Annotated in this window: 19 protein-coding genes and 1 riboswitch; of the genes, 10 read left to right on the top strand and 9 right to left on the bottom strand. The window is 63.4% G+C overall.

Going from position 1 to position 19,447, the window contains the following annotated elements:
* The first annotated feature begins 2 nt into the window (after window positions 1–2).
* Window positions 3–1,094: a flavin monoamine oxidase family protein gene (locus H2509_RS14820; RefSeq protein ID WP_182166595.1), complete on the top strand. Its 1,092-nt coding sequence runs from the start codon at window positions 3–5 to the stop codon at window positions 1,092–1,094.
* Between the two features lie 130 nt (window positions 1,095–1,224).
* Here the strand turns inward: H2509_RS14820 and H2509_RS14825 are convergent, their stop codons facing one another.
* The 5 genes from H2509_RS14825 to ispH form a co-directional block, all read right to left on the bottom strand.
* On the bottom strand, window positions 1,225–2,403 hold the full coding sequence (locus tag H2509_RS14825; RefSeq protein WP_182166597.1) for a GGDEF domain-containing protein: 1,179 nt from the start codon (window positions 2,401–2,403) through the stop codon (window positions 1,225–1,227).
* A 152-nt stretch (window positions 2,404–2,555) separates the two neighbouring features.
* Window positions 2,556–3,470 (bottom strand): diacylglycerol/lipid kinase family protein, encoded by a 915-nt coding sequence (locus tag H2509_RS14830; protein ID WP_182166599.1) that lies wholly within the window; start codon window positions 3,468–3,470, stop codon window positions 2,556–2,558.
* On the bottom strand, window positions 3,467–3,925 hold the full coding sequence (gene rnhA / locus H2509_RS14835) for a ribonuclease HI (protein WP_182166601.1): 459 nt from the start codon (window positions 3,923–3,925) through the stop codon (window positions 3,467–3,469). Before rnhA ends, H2509_RS14830 begins: the two co-directional genes overlap by 4 nt.
* A 4-nt stretch (window positions 3,926–3,929) precedes the next feature.
* Complete coding sequence (locus H2509_RS14840; RefSeq protein ID WP_182166603.1) at window positions 3,930–4,895, bottom strand: homoserine kinase; 966 nt, start codon at window positions 4,893–4,895, stop codon at window positions 3,930–3,932.
* Window positions 4,896–4,900: 5 nt separating this feature from the next.
* Window positions 4,901–5,896, bottom strand: a complete 996-nt coding sequence (gene ispH / locus H2509_RS14845; RefSeq protein ID WP_182166605.1) for a 4-hydroxy-3-methylbut-2-enyl diphosphate reductase — start codon at window positions 5,894–5,896, stop codon at window positions 4,901–4,903.
* 181 nt (window positions 5,897–6,077) lie between these two features.
* Here ispH and H2509_RS14850 point away from each other — a divergent pair, with 181 nt between their 5' ends.
* The 6 genes from H2509_RS14850 (at window position 6,078) to gcvPB (ending at window position 12,134) form a co-directional block, all read left to right on the top strand.
* Window positions 6,078–6,680, top strand: a complete 603-nt coding sequence (locus tag H2509_RS14850; protein WP_182166607.1) for a hypothetical protein — start codon at window positions 6,078–6,080, stop codon at window positions 6,678–6,680.
* A 187-nt stretch (window positions 6,681–6,867) separates the two neighbouring features.
* A riboswitch (glycine riboswitch) is annotated at window positions 6,868–6,957 on the top strand.
* Window positions 6,958–7,122: 165 nt separating this feature from the next.
* Window positions 7,123–8,271, top strand: coding sequence for a glycine cleavage system aminomethyltransferase GcvT (gene gcvT / locus H2509_RS14855; protein WP_182166609.1), 1,149 nt, complete (start codon window positions 7,123–7,125; stop codon window positions 8,269–8,271).
* Between the two features lie 54 nt (window positions 8,272–8,325).
* Window positions 8,326–8,697 (top strand): glycine cleavage system protein GcvH, encoded by a 372-nt coding sequence (gene gcvH / locus H2509_RS14860; protein ID WP_182166611.1) that lies wholly within the window; start codon window positions 8,326–8,328, stop codon window positions 8,695–8,697.
* 3 nt (window positions 8,698–8,700) lie between these two features.
* Window positions 8,701–9,189 (top strand): OsmC family protein, encoded by a 489-nt coding sequence (locus H2509_RS14865; protein WP_182166613.1) that lies wholly within the window; start codon window positions 8,701–8,703, stop codon window positions 9,187–9,189.
* A gap of 12 nt (window positions 9,190–9,201) precedes the next feature.
* Window positions 9,202–10,548, top strand: coding sequence for an aminomethyl-transferring glycine dehydrogenase subunit GcvPA (gene gcvPA / locus H2509_RS14870; RefSeq protein ID WP_182166615.1), 1,347 nt, complete (start codon window positions 9,202–9,204; stop codon window positions 10,546–10,548).
* The gene (gene gcvPB / locus H2509_RS14875; protein WP_182166617.1) at window positions 10,545–12,134 is read left to right on the top strand and encodes an aminomethyl-transferring glycine dehydrogenase subunit GcvPB; all 1,590 of its coding nucleotides are present in this window, start codon (window positions 10,545–10,547) and stop codon (window positions 12,132–12,134) included. The genes gcvPA and gcvPB overlap by 4 nt, the downstream gene beginning before the upstream one ends.
* Before the next feature lie 67 nt (window positions 12,135–12,201).
* On the opposite strand, the gene H2509_RS14880 is transcribed toward gcvPB, so the two are convergent.
* Window positions 12,202–12,864, bottom strand: a complete 663-nt coding sequence (locus H2509_RS14880) for a glutathione S-transferase family protein (protein WP_182166619.1) — start codon at window positions 12,862–12,864, stop codon at window positions 12,202–12,204.
* A 98-nt stretch (window positions 12,865–12,962) separates the two neighbouring features.
* On the opposite strand from H2509_RS14880, the gene H2509_RS14885 reads away from it, so the two are divergent.
* A complete protein-coding gene (locus H2509_RS14885) occupies window positions 12,963–13,436 on the top strand; it encodes a MarR family winged helix-turn-helix transcriptional regulator (RefSeq protein ID WP_235974977.1) in 474 nt (157 codons plus the stop codon).
* Between the two features lie 174 nt (window positions 13,437–13,610).
* On the opposite strand, the gene H2509_RS14890 is transcribed toward H2509_RS14885, so the two are convergent.
* Window positions 13,611–14,747 carry a site-specific DNA-methyltransferase gene (locus H2509_RS14890; RefSeq protein WP_182166621.1) on the bottom strand — a complete coding sequence of 379 codons (1,137 nt, stop codon included), beginning with the start codon at window positions 14,745–14,747 and terminating at the stop codon, window positions 13,611–13,613.
* A 477-nt stretch (window positions 14,748–15,224) separates the two neighbouring features.
* Here H2509_RS14890 and H2509_RS14895 point away from each other — a divergent pair, with 477 nt between their 5' ends.
* The gene (locus H2509_RS14895; protein ID WP_182166623.1) at window positions 15,225–16,742 is read left to right on the top strand and encodes an AMP nucleosidase; all 1,518 of its coding nucleotides are present in this window, start codon (window positions 15,225–15,227) and stop codon (window positions 16,740–16,742) included.
* Window positions 16,743–16,751: 9 nt separating this feature from the next.
* On the opposite strand, the gene mutY is transcribed toward H2509_RS14895, so the two are convergent.
* On the bottom strand, window positions 16,752–17,831 hold the full coding sequence (gene mutY / locus H2509_RS14900; protein ID WP_235974978.1) for an A/G-specific adenine glycosylase: 1,080 nt from the start codon (window positions 17,829–17,831) through the stop codon (window positions 16,752–16,754).
* A gap of 314 nt (window positions 17,832–18,145) precedes the next feature.
* Between mutY and H2509_RS14905 the strand changes: the two genes are divergently transcribed.
* Window positions 18,146–18,676, top strand: a complete 531-nt coding sequence (locus tag H2509_RS14905) for a DUF721 domain-containing protein (RefSeq protein ID WP_182166627.1) — start codon at window positions 18,146–18,148, stop codon at window positions 18,674–18,676.
* 9 nt (window positions 18,677–18,685) lie between these two features.
* On the opposite strand, the gene H2509_RS14910 is transcribed toward H2509_RS14905, so the two are convergent.
* Window positions 18,686–19,201, bottom strand: coding sequence for an AprI/Inh family metalloprotease inhibitor (locus H2509_RS14910; RefSeq protein ID WP_182166629.1), 516 nt, complete (start codon window positions 19,199–19,201; stop codon window positions 18,686–18,688).
* Window positions 19,202–19,447 lie beyond the last annotated feature (246 nt).

Here is a 19,447-nt window from a genome sequence, read left to right on the forward strand (position 1 = left end):
ACATGAACGTAGATACGCTGATCGTCGGCGGCGGACTTTCGGGTCTTGCGCTCGCCAACCTGCTCGAAGCGCGGGGCCATGCCTATCATCTGGTCGAGGCTCGCAATCGCTTCGGCGGACGTGTTCTCAGCCATCGCGCGGATGAGCAGGCGGGGGCACCGGGCTTCGACCTCGGGCCGGCGTGGTTCTGGCCGCATCAGCCGCGCATGCTGCGCCTGACGGGTGATCTGGGGCTGCGCGTCTTCGAGCAATATTCGTCGGGCCGGCTGGTCCTGGAAGAGGCGGACGGTTCGGTTCGCCGTGACCTCGATTTCTCCACAATGGCCGGTTCCTTGCGGCTCGCGGGCGGTATCGCAGAACTGACCGACCGGCTGGCGGCGTCGCTTCCTGCCGGGAGAAGATCGAACCGCAGCCGCGTCGTCTCCATCGAAAGAATGGACGGCGGTCTCGTCTCGACGATTGCCAACAAGGGCGAGGATATCCGGAAGATCGTCAGCAGGCAGGTAGTGCTGTGCCTTCCCACCCGGCTCGCCGCCGATACCATCCGCTTCATTCCGGAACTCGGGGCTGCGGAAATGCGTGCCATGGCGGATGTCCTGACCTGGATGGGCGGGCAGGCGAAGGTGGTCGCCTTGTACGACACGCCATTCTGGCGCGGGATCGGCTTGTCCGGCGACGGCATGAGCCGGCGCGGGCCCATGGTGGAAATCCATGACCTGTCGCCGCCGGAGGGCGGACCCTATGCCCTATTCGGCTTTGTCGGTGTGCCGGCCCATATCCGGCAAGGCCGGGAAGCGGAGCTGAGGGAAGCGGCAAGGCAACAGCTGGAGCGTATGTTCGGACCTGAAGCCGGGAAGCCTATCGATATTCAGCTCAAGGACTGGGCCTTTGACGGGTTGACGTCGACCGAGGCCGATCACGTGCCGGCCGGCGAACATCCCGCCTACGGGATGCCGCACCCGCTGCGAAATCTCTGGGACGGTCGTCTTGTCTTCGCCTCGTCGGAGATGGCCGTCGAGCACGGCGGGTACCTGGAAGGCGCCCTTGAGGCGGCCGAAGCCGCGGCCGATCGGATAGTGTCCCCGGTCGCCTGACAGCGATACGCGACCTAGAGCGCTTTCCACGAAAGCGGGATCGCTTTCGTGGATCAAGAAATCGCTCCAGGATCAATGCTTTGAGCATATCCTTATCGCCAAATCCGATTCAGATTTGGCGGGATATGCTCTAGCTGACGCTGCGCAGCCTGTCCTTGGCTAACTTGTGGGTTCCGGCCGGCGACTTGAATACTCTCTCGCCGCTCTTGTCGGTGGCAACCGAGACCACCTTGTTGCGGCCGCTTTCCTTTGCCCGGTAGAGGGCGGCATCGGCTTCCTCGATCAGGCTGGCAAGCGATGCCGTTCCATGGGACGAAGACATCGACGCAACGCCGGCACTGATGGTGATGCGGATTTCGGCACCTGGAAGGCTTATCGTCGTCGCTTCGATCAGCCTGCGGATCCGGTCCGCGCATTGCAGGGCCTGATGCGCCTTGGCGCCGAGCATCAAAACCGCATATTCCTCGCCGCCGTAACGGATCACCTCGTCTTCACGGCGTGCCATTTCCCGGATGATTTCCGCTACCCGCGCAATAACCTTGTCGCCGGCGGCATGGCCATGCATATCGTTCACCCGTTTGAAGAAGTCGATATCGAACAGGGCGACTGCGAAGGATGCGTCGTCTCCCTTCAGGCGGCCTCGCAGGCTTTTTTCGACATCTTCCAGGCGGCGCCGATTGGAGAGTTGCGTCAGCCAGTCCGTCTGCGCGGCAATTTGGGCATTCTGCATCAACATCGAGCGCTTTTCTTCCCAGCGCAGGAAGAGGCCGACGATGAAGACACCGGCCAGGTTGATCGCACCCAGCGGAAAAGCGAAGCGCTCGATGATCGTCCAGGCGAGGTCGCCGGGCAGGGCGAGAAGGCCAAGGATCTGAAACAGCGCGGCATTGGCGCCGTAGAGCGCCAGATGGGTGAGGTTTCGACCTCCCGGAAAGATGCGCGACCAGAAAATACCGGCGACAGTGGCTCCCACGATGCCGAGAGAGCCGGCAATGACGCCGGTCCCGCCTTCCGAAATGCGGAACAAGGCCGCCATGCTGCCTGCAATGACGGCGGCAATCCAACCGCCGAAGGGGGCGGCGAGCGTCACCATGACGCCACGGGCGTCGATCAGCAGGCCCGGAGCGAATACGATCGGATTGAGCATTGAAGCGATTGCGGCGCCGCCAAAGAGAATTCCGGCAAGCAGGATTTTCAGCCTGCCATGCAGGCTCGGCCGAATGACGAGGCTGTAGGTCAGGGCAACGAGCGCCGCCAGCCCCAGGCTGCCTATCATCTGCGCTATGACGCCGGATTGTAGATACTGCATATGGTTTGCCGTTCTCGCCTGCAGGCTATTATGACTTTTCTATTATTAACGATTGAATATACACGCCGTGATAGAGATCACGCTTTGATCGCTACTGGATGCGACATGTAGACGCGCTTATACACGCATTTCACGAATATTGGTGCAAATACTCAGAAATTCGGTCGCGGAACGATGAAAGGGATTGACTCGCCACCGGATTCGATCAGTAGCGGGGTTGTGGCGAAAGGATCGCCATCGATCTGTGCGGCCACCGGCTCTTCGGCCGTAATTTCCACACGGTTGGCGGCAAAGCAACGAACGCCGCGCATCTTGTGAAGGCGCCGGAAGGCGAGGGCGAGGCCGGCCCGCAGAAGAAAGGGTGCGTCGTCGCGTTCGAGCGCAATCAGATGCAGTCCGCTTCGGGTTACCGATGCATCGGGGCAGATGACGAAAGCTCCGCCATAGCAACGGCCGTTGGTTACGACCGCAAGCCGGGCGGATATCGTTTTTTCCGAAGTCTTTATGGTGAGCGGGGCTTTTGGGCGTCTTGCGGCAAACCTTTTCAAGGCCGTCGCGACATAAGACAGCTTGCCGTAGCGTCGCTTCATCGCGAGCGGCACCGCATGCACCACCTCCGCATCGAAACCGGCCGATGCCATCAGCACGAAGGGACGCCCGTTGGCGAGGCCGTGATGGAGCGGCACGCGACGGTCGTCGAGGATCATCTCGGCAATCGCGTGGGCCTTGAACGGAAGGCGCAGTTCCTGCGCCAATACGTTGGCGGTGCCGAAGGGAATGACGGCAAGCGCCGGTGGGGCGGCGTGCAGGACCAGACCGCCGAGCGCTTCGTTGACGGAGCCGTCGCCGCCCGCCACGACGATTATGCCGGCCGATAGCGAGGGCTCGGCGCAGATCGCGCCAATCTCCCCCGCGCGCTGGGTCAGATGCAGCCTGACCGACCGGCCGCTTTCCGTCAGCAGGCGGGACACGGCCTCCAGAAGCCTTGCATCGAACGACCCCGCAGTCGGATTGGCGAGAATGAGGATTTCGGCAGGTTCCCCGGATGGGGCGGCGTTGCCGGTCACGCCGACGCCCCGTTGCGGCCCTTCTGGAAGGGTTTCATGCCGCGGCGCGCCAGTTCGTCGGCCTTCTCGTTCTCGGGATGGCCGGCATGACCCTTCACCCAGTGCCAGTCGACCTGGTGGCGCTGGCGGGCCTGATCGAGCGCCTGCCATAGATCGGCGTTCTTCACCGGCTTCCTGTCGGCGGTGCGCCAGTTGTTGCGCTTCCAGTTGAAGAGCCACTGGGTGATGCCGTTCTTCACGTAGGCGCTGTCGGTATAGAGGTCGACCGAGCACGGTCGCTTGAGCGAATTCAGCGCCTCGATCGCCGCCGTGAGTTCCATGCGGTTGTTGGTGGTCTCGCTTTCGCCGCCGCAAAGTTCCTTTTCGTGCTCGCCAAAGCGCAGCAATACGCCCCAGCCACCGGGACCCGGATTGCCGGAGCAGGCGCCATCGGTATAGGCGGTGACGCGGGACATGGCGCTATCCGTCGAGGCCATAGGCACTCACCGATTGGGCGTCGCGATGGAACCGCAGTTTCTTCAGATATTCCTTTGGATCCTTCGGCGTCACCAGCGCCCCCTCGGGCACGTTCAGCCAGTCGTGCAGCCGCGTCAGCAGGAAGCGCAAGGCCGCTCCGCGTGCAAGGATCGGCAGCGTCGCGAATTCCGCGTCGGTGAAATCGCGCACCGAGCGGTAGCCGTTCAGGAGCGCGCGGGCCTTCGTCACGTTGAAGGAAAGATCGGCCTCGAAGCACCAGGCGTTGAGACAGATCGCGACGTCATAGGCCAGGAAATCGGTGCAGGCGAAATAGAAGTCGATCAGGCCCGAGAGGTCTTCGCCGAGAAAGAAGACATTGTCCGGAAAAAGGTCGGCATGGATCACTCCGGTGGGAAGATTACCGGGCCACGCAGCCTCGAGATAGGCGAGTTCCTCGGAAAGCTCGGCGCCGAGCCCCGGCGCGACCTCGTCGGCGCGGGCAAGCGATCCCTCCAGAAGCGGCCGCCAACCCGTCACCGAAAGTGCATTCCGGCGGACCATCGTGAAATCGGCACCTGCAAGATGGAAGCGCGCCAGCGCTTCGCCAAGGGCGGCGCAATGCACAGTGCGCGGACGCCTGATCCACATGCCGTCGAGAAAGGTGACCATTGCCGCGGGCCGCCCGGCGAGCGTGCCGAGCATTTCCCCGTCATTGGCGACGAGCGGCGTCGGGCAGGTGATCCCCTTGCCGGCGAGGTGCCGCATCAACTCGAGGAAGAACGGCAGGTCCTTCGGGTCGACGCGCTTCTCGTAGAGCGTCAGGATGAAATAGCCGGCTTCCGTATGGACGAGAAAGTTCGAGTTCTCCACGCCCTCGGCAATGCCCTTGAAAGACAGCAGCTTGCCGATATCGTAGCGGGCGACAAAAGCGGCGAGCTCTTCGTCGGCGACGTCGGTATAGACGGCCACGGGCGCTACTCCGCGGCCTGTTCGCGCAAGGCGCGCGGCAGATTGAAGGCCGTGGTTTCCTTGGCCGTCCGCACCGTCTCGACGTTGACGTCATAGCGATCCGCGAACGCGCCGATGATCTCCTCGACCAGCACCTCCGGTGCCGAAGCCCCGGCGGTGATGCCGAGCCGCGAGATGCCTTCAAAGGTTCCCCAAGGGATTTCCGATGCGCGTTGAACGAGCACGGCGACCGGACAACCGGCGCGCTCGGCCACTTCGCGCAGGCGCTGCGAATTGGAGGAGTTCGGAGCTCCGACCACAAGCATCGCATCGACCAGCGGAGCGACGCTCTTCACGGCTTCCTGGCGGTTGGTAGTGGCGTAGCAGATGTCGTCCTTGTGCGGGGCCACGATATCGGGAAAGCGCTCGCGCAGGATGTCGACGATAGCCTTGGTGTCGTCGACCGAAAGGGTCGTCTGGGTGATCCATGCCAGCGGCCTGTCGCCGGCGGGTTGGAAAGTGCGGGCATCGTCTTCCGTTTCGACGAGCCGCACGGCCCCTTCCGGCAACTGGCCCATCGTGCCGATCACTTCCGGGTGGCCGGCATGGCCGATCAGCACGATCTCGCGTCCCTTGCGATAGTGGATCTCGGCTTCCTTGTGCACCTTGGAAACGAGCGGGCAGGTGGCATCGAGGTAGAACATGTTGCGGGCCTGCGCTTCCGCGGGGACCGATTTCGCCACGCCATGCGCGGAGAAGATCACCGGCCGCTCGCGCTCGGCATCGGGGATCTCGGCCAGTTCCTCCACGAAGACGGCGCCCTTCGCCTTCAGGCTTTCCACGACATATTTGTTATGGACGATCTCGTGGCGGACATAGACGGGCGCGCCGAAGCGTTCGATGGCCAGTTCGACGATCTGCACGGCGCGGTCGACGCCGGCGCAGAAGCCGCGCGGGGCGCAAAGCGAAATGTCGAGGCGAGGCTTGCTGTTCGCCGGTGCCGCGATCCCTGTCGCCGTCATGAATACCTCGATTGATCTTGCAAGCCGCTGCGTTAGCCTTTGAGGACGGCTATTGGGGGGCAATAGAGGTAAGCGCGGGGCGACTGTCAAGGGCAGGTGGCGAGACCGGCCCCCGCTCGCCAAAGCCCGCCTCACCTGATATAGACGTGCCCGCGATTTTGACAAAACAGTCGGGTACGGGATGTCGCTCAGGAAGAATGCCGGCTTCAAGCCGCTTTGTCGCGCCGCCATGGTCGTTGCTGCCGCCTCGGGCCTTGCGGCCTGCAATATCCCTGGCGAAGGGATCGGCAAGCAGATCGTCACGGGCGGCGGCGCCGGCAAGAGCGTGGCGGACGTCTCGCCCGATGCTTTTGTCGCTCCGCCCTGGTGCCCGCCGATCAGTGTCGAACGGAACAAGTTTCTCGTGATGAACTACGAGCGCGGCAAGGATGGCGACGCCAGCGCGCTCATCTATCAGGCATCCATCGAGAAATGGGCGGTGGGCTGCAAGCGCGTCAACGGCCAGACCCAGGTGACGGTCGGCGTTTCGGGACGGATTACGCCCGGCCCGGTCTGGAAGGGTGGCGAGGTGCTCCTGCCGGTCCATGTCAACCTGATCGAAAGCGGCGAGGCCGAAGCCGAGGACAAGAAGACCGAAAACGTCTTCACCGTCCCGGTCACGCTTGGCGAAGGCGCGCCGGCGGAACTTTGGAACCTCGTTGAGAGCAGCATCACGATCCCGCCGGACGCGCGGCCCAAGATCACGATCGCCCTCGATGAGGCGGGCAAGTCCGCCAGGCGGTAACCGCCACGTTTGCGAAGAAACGTGTGCGGGGTGTCAATTGGCGATTGCAAGATGGCGCGCTTTGGTGTTCTAGAAGCCCTGAATTCAGGCATCCGGAAGAATTGACTCGGCCAAGGCAAGCGTCGATTATTCCGGCCCGTATGGCGTCGCCGTTGCGCGCCTTATGGGAGGAGGGAGCGATCCCTCGCAAAGTTCTGCGGGAGAGGCCAGCGGAAGAGCTGGCGCCGAAGGAGCAACCGCCCCGGAAACTCTCAGGCAAAAGGACCGCTGAACAAGCAACGCTCTGGAAAGAAGCCGGGTGGATTTCCGCCTGGCTCGCCGAAGGAGTAACCGGCGCGGGTTCGTCCTGCCGGGAAATCTCTCAGGCCCGCAGGACAGAGGGGGCGCGGATGGGCTAGCCATGCCCGGTCCGTGTCATGTCTCTTGTCTGGGTGCCTTTGCGATGAGCGATGCTGCCGACGGTCCGTTGCTGGACACTCCCCTTTCCGATCTCCACCGCGAGCTTGGCGCCCGTATGGTTCCTTTCGCGGGCTATGCCATGCCGGTGCAATATCCGGCCGGCATCATTGCCGAGCACAACTGGACGCGCGAGTCGGCCGGCCTTTTCGACGTCTCGCATATGGGCCAGGCCTTTCTGGTCGGCCCGGATCACGAAACGACGGCGCGGGCGCTGGAGCGGATGGTCCCCTCCGATATCGTCGGCCTGAAGCCCGGCCGCCAGCGCTATAGCGTGCTGCTCAACGAGGCCGGCGGCATCATCGACGACCTGATGGTGACGCGCTCGATCTCTCCCGATGATGACGGCAGGCTCTTCCTCGTCGTCAATGCATCGCGGAAGGCCGTGGACTACGACGTGATCCGCGCGGGGCTGCCTGCCGATGTGCGCCTTGACCCGGTCGAGGACCGCGCTCTGGTTGCCTTGCAGGGCCCGAAGGCGGCCGAGGTGATGGCGTTGCACGCGCCGGCTGCCGCCGACCTCGATTTCATGACCGCCGCTTCCATGGAATTCGATGGCATCGACTGCCACGTCTCGCGTTCAGGCTATTCGGGCGAGGATGGCTACGAGATTTCCGTTAAGGCGGGTGCAGCCGAAGCGCTCGTGAAAGCGCTGCTGGCCGACGAGCGGGTGAAGCCGGTCGGGCTTGGCGCGCGCGACTCGCTGCGTCTTGAGGCGGGGCTTTGCCTCTATGGCCACGATATCGACGAGACGACGTCGCCGGTCGAGGGCGCGATTGCCTTCGTGCTGCAGAAGCGTCGTCGCGAAGCCGCCGATTTTCCCGGCGCGGCCCGTATTCTTTCCGAATTCGGCGGAAACGTCTCCCGGCTGCGCGTCGGGCTGAAGCTGGAAGGCCGTGCCCCGGCCCGTGAAGGCGCGGAAATCCGCAATGAAAGCGGCGAGACCGTTGGCGTGGTGACATCGGGCGGCTTCGCGCCGACCCTCGGCGCGCCGATTGCCATGGGCTACATGGCGAAGGATTTCGCCACGCCGGGCACGAAGCTTGAGATCGTCGTGCGCGGCAAGGGGCTGGCGGCGACTGTGGCCGAGCTCCCCTTCGTTCAGCAGCGCTATTACCGCAAGCCAAAATCCTGACTTCTAAAACGATCCTTGGCCGGAAAACCGGCCTCTTTTCGGGGAACAAGCAACATGAACATCCGCTACACCGAAGACCATGAATGGATTTCCGTCGACGGCGACGTTGCCACGATCGGTATCACCGACTATGCGCAGAGCCAGCTTGGCGATGTCGTCTTCGTGGAACTGCCCGATGTCGGCAAGAAGCTGGCCAAGGGCGATGAAGCGGCGGTCGTCGAATCCGTGAAGGCAGCCTCGGAAGTCTATGCGCCGGTCGACGGCGAAGTGGTCGAGGTCAACGGCGCGATCGTCGACGAGCCGGCCAAGGTCAACGAGGATCCGACCGGCGCGGCCTGGTTCGTGAAGGTGAAGCTCTCCAACGCCTCCCAGCTTGACGACCTGATGGACGAGACCGCCTACAAGGCTCACGTCGACGCGCTCTGAGCCATGGCAAGCCATCTCCACCGTGCGGATGTGATCTGGCATCGCGAGGGCGACTTCGCGGCGAACCGGTATTCGCGCGGCCATCGCTGGCGTTTCGACGGCGGCGTGGAGGTGGCGGCTTCGTCGTCGCCCTCCGTCGTGCCGCTGCCCCATTCCGTCGAGGCTGCGGTTGACCCCGAAGAAGCCTTCATCGCCGCGATCTCGAGCTGCCATATGCTGTGGTTCCTCGATTTCGCGCGCCGGGAAGGTCTCCTCGTCGAAGCCTATGAGGACAGGGCAGAAGGGGAGATGGCGCGCGTGGCGCCGGGCAGGCTTGCCATAACCAGGGTCACGCTGCGCCCGGAGATCACCTTTTCAGGCGACAGGCTGCCGGAGCGCAGCTTCGTCGACGACCTTCACCACAAGGCGCATGAGGCCTGCTTCATCGCCAATTCCGTATTGACCGAGATCGTGGTGGCGGGCCTGCCGCCACGGCTTGCAACGACCCGATAGGGAGCCGTTTTCATGCGGTATCTTCCGCTTTCCGATAGCGACCGCGCCGACATGCTGGCGCGCGTCGGCGTATCGTCGGTAGACGAGATCTTTTCCGATATTCCCGAGAAGGCGCGCATCGACGGTCTCGTCGATCTGCCGCGCCGCCAGGGCGAAATGGCGGTGGAGCGCGATCTCGGCCGTATGGCTGCGCGCAACATTCCGGCATCTTCCGTGCCGTTTTTCGTCGGGGCGGGTGCCTACAAGCACCATGTGCCGGCGACGGTGGATCACCTGATCCAGCGCTCCGAGTTCCTGACCTCCTATACGCCGTATCAGCCGGAGATCACCCAGGGAACGCTGCAGTATCTCTTCGAGTTCCAGACCCAGGTCGCCGAACTCACCGGCATGGATGTTGCCAATGCCTCCATGTATGACGGGTCGACGGGAACGGCGGAAGCGGTGCTGATGGCTCACCGCGTCACGCGGCGCAACAAGGCGGTGCTGTCCGGCGGTCTCCACCCGCAATATCGCGCTGTGGTCGAGGGTCTGTCCGGTCTTGCCGGCGACGCGGTGGAAAGCCTGCCGGCCGATCCGACCGGCACCGAGGATATCCTGTCGCGGATCGACGACGAAACGTCCTGCGTCGTAGTGCAGTCTCCGTCCTTCTATGGCGAGTTGATCGACCTGAAGCCGATCGCCGACAAGGCGCATCAGCACGGCGCGCTGCTCATTGCCGTCTTCACGGAAGTGGTCTCGCTCGGCCTCGTCGAATCTCCGGGCGCGCAGGGGGCGGATATCGTCGTCGGGGAAGGCCAGTCGATCGGCAATCCGCTCACCTTCGGCGGACCCTATGTCGGCCTTTTCGCCACGAAGCAGAAATATATCCGCCAGATGCCGGGTCGCCTCTGCGGCGAGACTGTGGACGCGGAAGGCAAACGCGGCTTCGTGCTGACGCTCTCCACCCGCGAGCAACATATCCGCCGCGACAAGGCGACCTCGAATATCTGCACCAATTCCGGCCTCTGCTGCCTTGCCTTCACCATTCATATGACGCTTCTGGGCGGCACCGGCCTTTCGCGGCTTGCCCGCATCAATCACGCAAACGCGGTGAAGCTGAAGAAGCTGCTTGCGGCTGTGCCGGGCGTGGAAGTGCTCAACCGCGCCTATTTCAACGAGTTCACCCTGCGACTTCCCAAGCCCGCCCACGACGTGGTGGAGGCACTGGTCGCCAAGGGCATCCTCGGCGGCGTTCCGGTGTCGCGCCTGGAACCGGGCATTGCCGGCCTGGAAAACCTGCTCGTCGTCGCCTCGACGGAAGTGAACACGGATGAAGACCGCGCGGCATTCGCGGCGGCGCTGAAGGAGGTGCTGGCATGAGCATGAACACGCAAGGCCGGCCCACGTCTCCCGGCGAAGCGGGCGAGGGCGCGCACAAGACCTTTACCGGCAACAAGGGGCTGGCGATGGAAGAGGCGCTCCTCTTCGAAATCGGCCGCACCGACATTACCGGCGTCGACCTTGATGAGCCGGACGAATTCGAGCCGGAACTGGGCAGCCTCGCCCGCAAGGATCCGGTTGAGCTTGCGGCCCTTTCCGAACCCGAGGCGATGCGCCACTACGTGCGGCTCTCGACCAAGAACTACGCGATCGATTCCGGGCTCTATCCGCTCGGCTCCTGCACGATGAAGCACAACCCGCGCCTCAACGAAAAAGCGGCGCGGCTGCCCGGCTTCGGCGATATTCATCCGCTGCAGCCGCTTTCGACCGTTCCCGGCGCAGTCGATCTTATCAGCGAACTCGGCCACTGGCTGATGGTGCTGACCGGAATGAGCGCCGTCGCCATGAGCCCGAAGGCCGGCGCGCATGGCGAGCTTTGCGGCATGATGGCGATCAAGGCGGCGCATATCGCGGCCGGTCGGGATCCGAAGATCGTGCTCGTCCCGGAATCGGCGCACGGCACCAATCCCGCTACGGCTGCCCTGCTCGGCTATCAGGTGGTCGCCGTGGATGCGCGCGAGGACGGCACGGTCGATCCTGGCGAAGTCCAGGCCAGGATTGCCGAGCATGCCGGCAACGTGGCCGCGATCATGCTGACGAACCCGAATACGTGCGGCATCTTCGAGCGCGATATCATCGAGATCGCCGCCGCGGTGCATGAGGCCGACGCCTATTTCTACTGCGACGGCGCGAACTTCAACGCCATCGTCGGTAAGGCGAAGCCGGGCGACCTCGGCGTCGACGCCATGCACATCAACCTGCACAAGACCTTTTCCACGCCGCATGGCGGTGGCGGTCCGGGCGCAGGTCCGGTGGTGCTGTCCGACCGCCTTGCGCCTTTCGCGCCTCTGCCCTTCATTCGGGCTGGCAAGGATGGTCCGGTGCTGGTGGAGACGGAAGCCGGCACCGAGGGCGGCGAGAAGCCCTTCGGCCGCATGACCGCCTTCCACGGCCAGATGGGCATGTTCGTGCGGGCGCTGGCTTACATGAAGAGCCACGGGTCCGACGGCCTGAAGCAGGCGTCCGAGGACGCGGTGCTCAACGCGAACTACGTCCGCGTCGGCCTTGAGGATCTGATGAGCCTGCCCTTCGGGTCGCGCTGGTGCATGCACGAGGTTCTCTTCGACGATACCTTCCTGAAAGATACCGGCGTCTCGACGCTCGACTTCGCCAAGGCGATGATCGACGAGGGCTATCACCCGATGACCATGTATTTCCCACTGGTCGTGCACGGGGCGATGCTGATCGAGCCGACGGAATCCGAAAGCCGGGCCTCGCTCGATCTCTTCGTCGCGACGCTGCGCGATCTCGTCATGAGTGCCAAACGTGGCGAGACCGAACGTTTCAGCGGCGCGCCGTATCTGGCACCGCGCCGCCGTCTCGATGAAACCCGGGCTGCCCGCAAGCCGATCCTGAAATGGGAAAGGCCGGCGCCGCAGTCCGTGCAGCCGGAAGCGGCGGAATAGCTGACGCGCTCGCAAGAAAAATGCCCGGCTCATCGCCGGGCATTTTTGTATTCGCCTATGCCGTGCGTCAGGCCGCGAGGCGGCCGAGATAGCTGGGACGGCGACGCAGGAAGTCGCGCAGCAGGTCCGGATAGTCCTCGCCGACCGCGTTCTTTACCGAATCGCGTTCGGCCAGCGCCTTGCGCCACGCGGCAACCTTTTCGAGCCCCTGCAGGATGCCGAAGTCGTCGACTCGGTCGAAGACGTCGAAATAGCGGAAGATCGGTCCGAAGACCGCATCGACCAGCGTGAATTTCCCGCCGGCAAAATACGGCCCGTCCTTCAGTTCTTCCTCGATGCGCTCGAAGCGCTGGCGCAATTCACCGGCCTTGGCGCGGAAGGCGGCCTCGTCCGGAGCGTTGTAGAGCCCGGCGATGCCGTTCAGAATGTTCGAGCCCATCTCCATATAGGCGCGGTGCCTGGCGCGCGTCACCGCATTCTCGGGGTGGAGCGGGTTCGGGTAGGCATCCTCGAGATATTCGACGATCGCTGCCGATTCAAAGAGCGATTCCTCGCCTACCTTGAGCACCGGAACCTTGCCGAGCGGCGAGATCTGCTTGAACCAGTCCGGCTTGTCGGACAGGTCGACATAGACGCGCTGGAAAGGGACGCCCTTCTCGGCGAAGGCGATTGCCGCGCGCTGGACATAGGGGCAAAGCGTGTGGCTGACGAGAACAGGTTTGTCGGTCATGGACCGCTCCTTATATAAATGCACTTGCATCTATAATGGTGCAATTGCAATAAAACTGCAAGGTTGATGGCCTGACACGAAGCTGATAGCGAATGCGCATGGAAATGGACGTCCTGCCTTCACAAGACATCCAGAAAGCCTGGGCGAGGCTCGTAAGGGCCGCGGAATTCGCGCGCGCCTCGGTCGAGCGCGATCTGAAGGATGCGGGCTTTCCGCCGCTAGCCTGGTATGACGTGCTGCTGGAACTCGACCGCGAGCCGGAGGGGGGCTTGCGTCCGCTCGAGATCGAAAGACGCATCCTCATGGCGCAGTACAACATGTCCCGGCTGATAGACCGGCTGGTGCGGGAAGGCCTCGTCTCGCGCGAGCCTTGCGCGGAGGACGGTCGCGGTTCCGTCATCCGCATTACCCGCAAGGGCAGGGACCTGCGTGGGGCCATGTGGCCCGTCTACGCGGCAGCCATTCAGCGTCATGTCGGCGACAAACTCGGCGAAGCCCAGGCTGAAGGCCTGGCGGACCTTCTCGTCTGCCTCATGCCGGCCGATCAGAAAAAGCCGATCCCGCTGAGATAGACAAAGCCTCCGGGCGGGAACCGCCCGGAGGCCTTTTGGCTCGCGGGGAAGAGCGCTGGAGCATACCCCGCCAAATCTGAATCGGATTTGGCGACAAGGATATGCTCAAAGCATCGATTCTGGAGCGATTTCTTGTCACGAAAGCGATCCCGCTTTCGTGGAAAGCGCTCTAAGTCACCGGCCGCTTGTCGGCAGTCCGGATCGGATGATCTGTCGCATGTTGTCGATCGGGGTCAGGAGACCGCCATCCTCGGTGTGCCAGAAGGTCCAGCCGTTGCAGGCCTCCTGTCCCTGGACGAGGGCCCCCACCTTGTGGATCGAACCGCGGTGGTCGCCGCTGACCAGCGAGCCGTCGGCGCGCACGGTGGCCTGGTGGCGGCCGCGGGCGCAGGTCAGCTTTGTGCCCGGCGCAATCAGCCCCGCCTCGATCAGGTTTCCGAATGGAACGCGAGGGGCCGCCCGCTTGCCGAGCGTGATCTCGAGCGCGTCGTCATTGGCAGGGCTCAGTGCATCGATGCGGGCGCGGGCCGCATCGATATAGTCCTGCTCGCGCTCGACGCCGACGAAATGCCGTCCGAGCTTTCGCGCCACCGCACCGGTCGTACCCGTGCCGAAGAAGGGGTCGAGGACGACGTCGCCCGGGTTCGTGGAGGACAGGAGAACGCGATAGAGCAGCGATTCCGGCTTTTGCGTCGGATGGACCTTGCGGCCGTCCTCATCCTTCAACCGCTCCGACCCCGTGCATAGCGGCAGATGCCAGTCGGAACGCATCTGGAGATCGTCGTTGAAGGTCTTCAGCGCTTCGTAATTGAAGGTGTATTTCGCATCCTTGCGCGGCACGGCCCAGATCATCGTTTCATGGGCATTGGTGAACCGCTTGCCGCGGAAGTTCGGCATCGGATTCGATTTCAGCCACACGACGTCATTGAGGATCCAGTAGCCGAGATCCTGTAGGATGGCGCCGACGCGGAAGATGTTGTGGTAGGAGCCGATCACCCAGATCGAGCCGTCCGGCTTCAAAACGCGCTTGACCGCCAGCAGCCACGCCCTGGTGAAGGCGTCATAGGCATCGAAGCTGTCGAACTGATCCCAATGATCGTCGCAGGCGTCGACGCGCGACTGATCGGGGCGATGAAGGTCGCCGCCGAGCTGCAGATTGTAGGGCGGATCGGCGAAGACCATGTCGACCGAATGCTTCGGCAGCTTTTCAAGAGCTGCCACGCAGTCGCCCTTCAGGATCGTGTCGAGCCAGTCCGGCTTCTCGAAGGAGTGGGGTGCCGTCAGGGGCACCCCTATACGCTGTACACTCATTGCGACGCAGAACCTCACGCAATTTCGAGCATCATGGTTACTTGAGTTGGTAAATCAGGAGTTAAGCCCCGGGAGTGATTTTTCTTTTGGAATCAGTAGTTTGTTTACGTTTATGAAGATCGGAGTCAATCTTGCGTCGCTTTGTTAACGGCTCCCGGGGCCTCTGGCAGGACAGCCGAATGCGGCAAGCGCCTTGCGGGACTCGGCTTTTTGGCCGCTCCGGGCTTCGGCCTCATGCAATTTGCAAGGTTAAGAACTTGCGGCCGTTAACGCTGAAAGTCCGGCAAAATTTTTTTGCGCGATCCGTCAAATCGCGCCCGGAAAAACTTTGCGGCGCCTGAAATATTTTCCGGAACCGGATCGTGCATGCTTGACCGCGATCCCTGCGTCGGCGCAGGCTTGGTCGCACCATGAGACCGATTTGGGTTGAGGCGGTGAACGCGTTGCCTCTCCACACGGTTCCTGCAAGAGGTGTGCATGCCCGACAACGACCATGTGACCCGCGGCAACAAGAGAGCGGGCCGCCTGTTTCATTCCCCCGAGCCGGCGCCGCACGAGCCCTTCCGCGATGCCGGGCGGGCAGTCGACCGTCTCTGCGAGCTGTTCGAACGCAATACCGCGTATCTGCGAGAGGCTTTCGCCAGAGTGGGCAGGGGAGACCTGCCGGACGGCCGGGTGAGGGCGTTCTATCCGGAAGTCAGACTGCGCACCGCCACCCATGGCCGGCTGGACAGCCGCCTTTCCTACGGCTTCGTCTCGGGGCCGGGCGACTATTCCACGACGGTGACGCGGCCGGATCTCTTTGCGGGGTATCTGCGCGAACAGATGTCGCAGCTCATCCGCAATCATGATGTGCCGGTGGAGATCGGCGAAAGCACGCTGCCGATCCCGCTGCATTTCGCCTATTACGACGGGCGGCATGTCGAAAGCACGATAGCCGGACGGTTGGAACGGCCGCTTGCCGATGTCTTCGACCTGCCGGACCTCTCGGTGATGGACGATGCGATCGCCAACGGGACCTATGAGGCGCCGGCGGGCACGCCGGAGCCGCTCGCGCCGTTCACCGCGCCGCGTATCGACTATTCGCTGCATCGCCTGCAGCATTACACCGCCACGGCGCCGGAGCATTTCCAGAACTTTGTGATCTTCACCAACTATCAGTTCTATATGGACGAATTCTGCCGGCTCGCCCGTGCGCTGCTCGCGTCGCCCGCCAGCGGCTATCGCGCATTCGTCGAGCCGGGCAACGTCATCACGCTTGCCGGGGATGCGTCGGCCTGTGCCGGCGAAAGCCCGCTGCGCCTGCCGCAAATGCCCGCCTATCATCTCGTGCGGGACGACCATTCCGGCATTACGATGGTCAATATCGGCGTCGGGCCATCGAATGCCAAGACGATAACCGACCATATCGCGGTGCTTCGGCCCCATGCCTGGCTGATGCTCGGTCATTGCGCCGGGCTGAGGAACAGCCAGACGCTCGGCGACTACGTGCTTGCCCATGGTTATGTGCGCGAGGACCATGTCCTGGACGCCGACCTGCCGACCTGGGTGCCGATACCCCCGCTTGCCGAAGTGCAGGTCGCTCTGGAGCAGGCGGTCGCCGAAGTCACCGGCTATCAGGGTTACGAGTTGAAGCGCGTCATGCGGACCGGCACGGTCGCCTCCATCGACAATCGCAACTGGGAACTCCGCGACCACCGCGAGCCGGTCCAGCGCTTTTCGCAATCGCGGGCGATCGCGCTGGACATGGAATCGGCGACGATCGCCGCCAACGGCTTCCGCTTCCGCGTGCCCTACGGAACGCTGCTCTGCGTTTCCGACAAACCGCTGCACGGCGAATTGAAGCTTCCGGGCATGGCGACGGATTTCTACAAGCGGCAGGTGAGCCAGCACCTGGAGATCGGCATTCTGGCGATGGAGAAACTGCGGGCGATGCCGCGCGAAAGACTCCATTCGCGCAAGCTGCGCAGCTTCGCGGAAACGGCATTCCAGTAGTCGTGTTGACTACCTTGCCTTGGCGGCGGGTTTGCCGATGCCTTCCGCCAGCGCCTTTCGCATGACCGTGGGAAGGGCTTCGCCGTCGAGGTCGGCAGGCGGCGACCACCAATGGCCGTCCGGCGCAGCGGTGTCTGACGGCGCCTTGGCCCGCCACACCGCCATCTCGAGGTGGAAGTGGGTGAAGGTGTGGCGCACGTCGGCCGCCGAGCGCTGCCATTCGAGCGGAAGCGGCGCATGGCCGAGGTTGTCCGTCTCCGCTTCCTCGGACCAGGGAGTGGTCGGCGGTTCGCTCATGCCGCCGAGCAGCCCCCTGGGTGGGCGGCGGCGCAGAAGCACTGCTCCATCCTCGCGAATGGCGACGAATGCCATGCCCTTGCGGGTCGGCTTTTCCGCCTTGGGAGCCTTGCGAGGAAGGCTTTCGGCGATGCCCTGCTTGCGCCCGGCGCAATGCGAAGTCCACGGACAAAGCGCGCAGGCAGGCTTTCTCGGCGTGCAAATCGTTGCCCCGAGATCCATCATCGCCTGCGCGAAGTCGCCAGGCCTTCCTTCAGGCGTCAACTTTTCGACCAACGCCCGGATTTGAGGCTTGGCCTGCGGCAGCGGCGTCTCCAGCGCAGCGAGACGGGTCATCACCCTTTCGATATTGCCGTCGACGACGGCGGCCTTGCGGTCGAAGGCGATGGCTGCGATGGCCGCCGCCGTATAGGGACCGACGCCAGGAAGCTGCCGCAAGCCGTCCTCGTCGTCCGGAAAGCGTCCTCCGAAATCATCGGCGACCGTTTCGGCGCATTTCTTCAGGTTGCGGGCGCGCGAGTAGTAACCCAGTCCCGCCCAGGCCTTCATGACGTCTTCTTCGGCGGCCCGCGCCAGCGCCTTCACCGTCGGCCACTTTTTCGTGAAGGCCTCGAAATAGGACCTCACGGCCGCGACCGTTGTCTGCTGCAGCATGACTTCCGACAACCACACCCGATAGGGATCGGGGACGACGCCGTGCGCGCGATCTTCCGGCGGAACGCGCCAGGGAAGCCGTCGGGCATGGCGGTCGTACCAGGTCAGGAGTTCGGCCGGGTTGGCGGTGATATTCATGCGGTCAACGGCTTGTCCGAGCATCGTGTCGATAGCGTTAGTTCCTGCACCCGGCTGCCGTCAAATCCCTGCATTGCCTGTGCAGGACCGGTGGAAATCGATTCGGCGTGAATGAGATTTGACGCGCCCGGCCCGGATTCGCCAACAAAACCTTGCCCTTCTGCAGTACAAGCAATGCGAATCACCCTAACAGTCTTGTGGATAGCAGGGCACGGGACATCGTTTCGTCTCAAACCACTGTTGGACTCAAGACAAGCGGACGGCGTGTAGTTTCGAGTATCGATCCATCCGGCTGTAACGGAAGCGACGGAAACTTGCAGAACCAGGCCACCAGTCACCCTGCACGGCGAGCGAAGGCAAGATCGGCAAGACCAATTGCAGATCTCATCGGCCCGGGTCTTTCCGCGGCCTGCCGCAAGCGCGGCTTTGCGAGTGCCGACCTGCTGACCGCCTGGCCGGATATCGTCGGCGATCGCTATGCGGAAAAGGTGCAGCCCGAAAGGCTCGTCTGGCCGCGAGGCCGCGGCGCCGGCGGCGAGGACGAAGTGCTCGAGCCGGCGGTCCTCACCGTGCACACGGACGGAGCGACGGCGTTGTTTCTCAGCTACGAACTGCCGGTGGTGATCGAGCGGATCAACGCCTTTTTCGGTTGGGCGGCGGTTGGACGCATAAAGATCGTTCAACGGCCGATCACGGCGCGAAAACGGCAACGTCCGCCTCGGCTGCGCGATCTGACGGCCGAGGAAGAAAGCGAACTCGCCGGCAAGGTCGGCGCGGTCGCAAATCCGAAGCTGCGTCAGGCGCTGGAGCAGCTTGGCCGCGCGGTGATCGCCAAAAACCGCTGATCTTGCGGCTCAGCGGCTGACGACCAGCTCCGGTCCATCCACCATGTAACCTGTCAGCAGATCCGGCCTGTCGACATAGAGGAAGGCGACGGGCGTCCCGCTTGCCGAAAACAGCTCGATGCGGTCTCCCGCCCCGCGCCAGCTGGAAACTTCCGCGAGTTGGCTCGTCGGGCAATGGCGCGCGCTGGCTGCGGCGATACCGTTCGCGGCCGGATGATCGAAGCGCAACTGGCAACCGCTTGCCGCGCCGCCCGCCACCTTCCAGGAGCCTTGCGCGAGATCGACCCAGGACTGCCCGTCGCCTGCCGGCGCCGGATAGTCACCGGCGTCCGGCAGGAAGGGGTCCGCCCCATTCGCCGCGCTGTCGAGCACCAGCGGCCCGTCACCGGAAATGTCGCCTTCCGCGTTCGCAGGCTGCACAGCCGAAATCGCCGCAGGAGAGGGCGTATAGGCCGGCGGAGACTGGTCCGCCTGGCAGGCGGCAAGCAGGATTGCGGCAAGGGGTGCGACCAGGCGGTGAGACATGATAACCCGAGAGCATTGAAATCGTTCGATCCCTTTCGGAAAGGCGGAACCGAGTTGCAGGAAACTAGCGGATCGATCGCGGGTCTGCTCGTCAAAATACCGGTTATCAAGAGCTAGTTCGTGGTTCCGGTTTCATGAGGTCCTCACCTCTCATTGATGCCATAATTTCTGTGTCCCGTTGACGCGCGGCACCGCCGCCTACACATTCTGTCGCAGACGCGCGAGAGGTGAGGTCCGTCAAGCGGA

It is taken from the genome of Stappia albiluteola (genome assembly GCF_014050225.1).
Lineage (GTDB): Bacteria > Pseudomonadota > Alphaproteobacteria > Rhizobiales > Stappiaceae > Hongsoonwoonella > Hongsoonwoonella albiluteola.